The sequence below is a fragment of the Mesorhizobium sp. M4A.F.Ca.ET.050.02.1.1 genome (genome assembly GCF_003997725.1).
GTDB lineage: Bacteria > Pseudomonadota > Alphaproteobacteria > Rhizobiales > Rhizobiaceae > Mesorhizobium.
On the sequence record NZ_RZSG01000666.1, the window covers coordinates 1 to 3,328 of the forward strand.

Annotated in this window: 3 protein-coding genes and 2 pseudogenes; all 5 read left to right on the forward strand. The window is 65.5% G+C overall.

The features are described 5' to 3' along the window. Positions 1-234: pseudogene (locus EOA33_RS39355) on the forward strand (hypothetical protein); the annotation flags it as partial. Positions 235-244: 10 nt separating this feature from the next. Further along, positions 245-1,111: pseudogene (gene bioB / locus EOA33_RS28980) on the forward strand (biotin synthase BioB). Further along, positions 1,108-2,262, forward strand: a complete 1,155-nt coding sequence (locus EOA33_RS28985) for an 8-amino-7-oxononanoate synthase (protein WP_127407206.1) — start codon at positions 1,108-1,110, stop codon at positions 2,260-2,262. Before bioB ends, EOA33_RS28985 begins: the two are co-directional and overlap by 4 nt. Beyond that, on the forward strand, positions 2,259-2,897 hold the full coding sequence (gene bioD, locus EOA33_RS28990) for a dethiobiotin synthase (RefSeq protein WP_127407207.1): 639 nt from the start codon (positions 2,259-2,261) through the stop codon (positions 2,895-2,897). Before EOA33_RS28985 ends, bioD begins: the two co-directional genes overlap by 4 nt. Then, positions 2,894-3,328 (forward strand): aminotransferase class III-fold pyridoxal phosphate-dependent enzyme (locus EOA33_RS28995; protein ID WP_127407208.1); only part of this gene is annotated, 435 nt, incomplete at its 3' end. The genes bioD and EOA33_RS28995, both read left to right, overlap by 4 nt.

Sequence of the window (3,328 nt, forward strand, 5' to 3'; positions counted from 1 at the left end):
GTCTATGTGCACGAGAGCGAGCTGACCGCGCTCAAACCGCGTGTGCTGACATTCGACAAGGATAATCGGATCGTCGACCGCCTGACTTATTCGGTCGAGCGCGATGCAGGCGGAGGCTACAGCTTTTCCATACTCAACGAAACCACAATGTCCTGCCGGTGCCGGCGCTGGTGGGCAGATCGTGACGGGCTCCGAAGTCCGCTTTCTTGGCTGATAGCCAAACGTTTTTGCTGATGGAGGTGGAATGAACGCGGAACTTGGCCCGGACCTGACATCGGACCCTCTCGGTTGGGCGCTTCCGCCCCGGACGCGAGAGGAAGCCCACGCTATCCACGATCTACCGTTCAACGACCTGCTCTTCAGACCGTTCATCGCGCCAATTTCGATCCCAACCGGGTGCAGCTGTCACGCCTGCTCTCGATCAAGACCGGCGGCTGCCCCGAGGATTGCGGCTATTGCAGCCAGTCCGCGCATCACCAGTCGGGCCTCAAGGCTTCGAAACTGATGGAGGTCGAGCGCGTCGTCGCCGAGGCCAGGAAGGCGCGTGACGCGGGCGCCACGCGCTATTGCATGGGCGCCGCATGGCGCAGCCCCAAGGAGCGCGACATGGAGGCGGTAGTCGCCATGGTCGAGGGCGTGAAGGCTCTCGGCATGGAGACTTGCATGACTCTCGGTATGCTCGATCTCGAACAGGCCGCTCGATTGAAGCAGGCGGGGCTCGACTTCTACAACCACAACATAGACACGTCGGAGCGCTACTACGGCGAGGTCATCAGCACGCGCAGCTTTGCCGGAGCCGCCCGACAGCGTTCCAATCAACATGCTCATCCCGATAGAGGGCACGCCGCTCGGCGAGGCCGAACCGATCGATCCGATCGAATTCGTGCGCACCATCGCCCTTGCCCGCATCATGATGCCGAAGTCGCATGTGCGGCTCTCTGCCGGCCGCACGGCGATGAGCGACGAGATGCAGGCGTTGTGCTTCTTCGCGGGCGCCAATTCCATCTTCGTCGGCGACACTTTGCTGACCGCCGAAAATCCGGGCGAGGACAAGGACAGCGCTTTGTTCCGCCGCCTGGGCATCAAGCCGATGGAGCGCGAAGCCCAGTGAAGGGCCGAGCGAACGGGCGAGCAATACTTGATCGCTACGAGGCCAGCCTCCGCGGGCTGGCCCGCAAGGACCGGTTGCGGAGCCTCAGTGGCCGCTCCGGCGCCGACTTCGCCTCCAACGACTATCTCGGCCTCGCGCGCTCGAAGCGTATGAGGGAGGCGGTCGCGGCGGCACTCGCCGCCGGCACCCCGGTCGGCGCGACCGGCTCGCGGCTCCTGCGCGGCAACGACCCCGAACACGAGGCGCTTGAGGCTAAGGCAGCCCGCTTCTTCGGCGCCGAGCGCGCGCTGTTCTTCGGCGGCGGCTATGTCGCCAATTTTGCGGTGCTCACAACCCTGCCCCAGAAGGGCGATCTGATCGTGCTGGACGAACTGATCCACGCCAGTGCGCATGAGGGCGCGCGAGCCGGCCGCGCCGACATGGCGGAGGCCGCGCATAACGATGCGGCCGCCGTGGAGGATGCAATCCGGACCTGGCGCGCGAGAGGCGGCGCCGGCCGGCCCTGGATCGTGGCCGAGAGCCTCTACAGCATGGACGGCGACCAGGCTCCACTTGGCGAACTGATCGAAGTTGCGGACCGCAATGAGGCATTTCTGTTCGTCGACGAGGCGCATGCCACCGGCGTCCGTGGCCCGGACGGGCGCGGTCTCGCGCACGATCTCGAAGGCCGTGACAATGTCGTTGTGCTGCATACCTGCGGCAAGGCGCTGGGCGCATCCGGCGCGCTGATCACCGCGCCGGCAGTGCTGTGCGACTATCTGGTCAACCGCTGCCGGCCCTTCATCTATGCCACCGCGCCCTCGCCGCTGATGGCCGTGGCGGCGGCAACGGCCCTCGACATCGTCGCCGACGAGCCGGATCGCCGCGAGCGTCTGGCGAGGCTGGTCGCGCTTGCAGGCAAGAGGACCGAAGACCTTGGCTTGCCCACGAGCGGCTCGCAGATCCTGCGGGTCGTCGTCGGCGACAATGCCCGCGCCATGGCGCTGGCAGCGGCCCTGCAGTCGCGCGGTTTCGACGTGCGCGGCATCCGCCCGCCAACCGTGCCCGAAAACACGGCGAGGCTCAGGATCTCGCTGACGCTGAATGTCGGCGAGGCCGACGTCTCGGCGCTGTTTGACGCTTTGGCTGCAGAGTGGGAGCGCGCCCGATGACGGTGCAGATTGTCATCACCGGCACCGACACCGGCATCGGCAAGACGGTGTTTGCAGCCGGTCTGACCGGCCTGCTTGACGGTTTCTACTGGAAGCCCGTGCAGGCAGGCAACCGCGAAGAGACCGACAGCGAGGTTGTCTCTCTTCTGGCAGGACTGTCTGCCGACCGGGTGTTGCCGGAAGCTTGGCGCCTTAGTGAGCCGCTGTCCCCACACCGCGCCGCCGAGTTGGACGGGGTGGAAATCGATGCGCAGGCATTGGCGCTCCCCGCAACCGACCGGCCACTGGTCGTGGAGGGCGCCGGCGGACTGATGGTGCCGTTGAACAGGAGCACACTCTACATCGACGTCTTCGCACAATGGAACGCGCCGGTGGTGCTTTGCGCCCGCACCGCGCTCGGCACCATCAACCATACGCTGCTCTCGATCGAGGCTTTGCGCGCCCGCTCGATACCGCTGCTCGGCGTGGTGTTCATCGGCGACAGGATGGTCGATACGCAAAAAACGATCGTCCAGATGGGCAAGGTGCGCGTGCTTGGTCGTCTCCCCTTTCTTCAGTCGCTGACACCTGGAACACTTTCTGCCGCCATGACGGCTTCGTTTAATGCCGCCGACTTCGCGGAGATCCCACATTGAGCCGCTCCGCTGTCTGGCACCCCTTCACCCAGCATGCCACCGAGCCGGCGCCGCCGACGATCGTGCGCACCGAGGGCGCCTATGTCGAGACGCGCGAGGGCAAGCGCATACTCGACGCGATTTCCTCCTGGTGGGTCATCACCCACGGTCACCGTCATCCGAAGATCGTGGAGGCGATCCGTGAGGCAACCGAAACGCTCGACCAGGTGATCTTCGCCGGCCTCAGCCACGAGCCGGCCGAGCGATTGGCGTCTGCCTTGGTCGACATGGCGCCGGCCAGCCTCGACTGGGTCTTCTTTTCCGATAGCGGCTCGACCAGCGTCGAGGTGGCGCTGAAAATGGCGCTCGGCTTTCATCGCAACTCCGGCGCGCCGCGCTCGCGCATCGTCGTCATGGAACACAGCTATCACGGCGACACCATCGGCACGATG

Coding starts and splice junctions, on each gene's coding strand:
- bioD (WP_127407207.1), top strand. CDS start 2,259: ATGACGGTGCAGATTGTCATCACCGGCACCGACACCGGCATCGGCAAG.